General features: G+C 56.2%; 1 protein-coding gene. It reads right to left on the reverse strand.

What is annotated here, in order from left to right:
- Positions 1–55: 55 nt before the first annotated feature.
- Positions 56–397 (reverse strand): phage protein GemA/Gp16 family protein (locus tag GTGU_RS23720; protein WP_038163934.1); only part of this gene is annotated, 342 nt, incomplete at its 5' end.

Consider the following 397-nt stretch of genomic DNA (forward strand, 5'->3'; position numbering starts at 1 on the left):
CTATCCAGGATACTGTCATCCTGGATATCACCGAAGAGATCGTGCTGTTGGTCAGTCATACGCGTACCTTCCTTACCTTGCGGGTAAACAGGTCGTTAATGGCGTTGTAACCACGATGATCAAGAAAGGCCAGGTCGCGGGGTGACAGCACTGCGGTCATCTCGCGGAGATGCCACTGTTTCAGGCTTTCCAGCACCGTCATCAACGTATCGCCACGGCACCACGCCAGACTGGCGATCCCCTTGCCGTGGTTGAGTCTGACAGTGATTTTTGCCACGAACGCGTCAAGCGCGCTGTCGCTGCCGTCATGCACAAAGCCATCCGCATGCATCTGGTGCCAGACATGGCGAACTTTAGCGGTGACATCGGTTTCACGATGACGCCGTGCCGGAGAACG

This window comes from Trabulsiella guamensis ATCC 49490 (assembly GCF_000734965.1).
Classification (GTDB): Bacteria; Pseudomonadota; Gammaproteobacteria; order Enterobacterales; family Enterobacteriaceae; genus Trabulsiella; species Trabulsiella guamensis.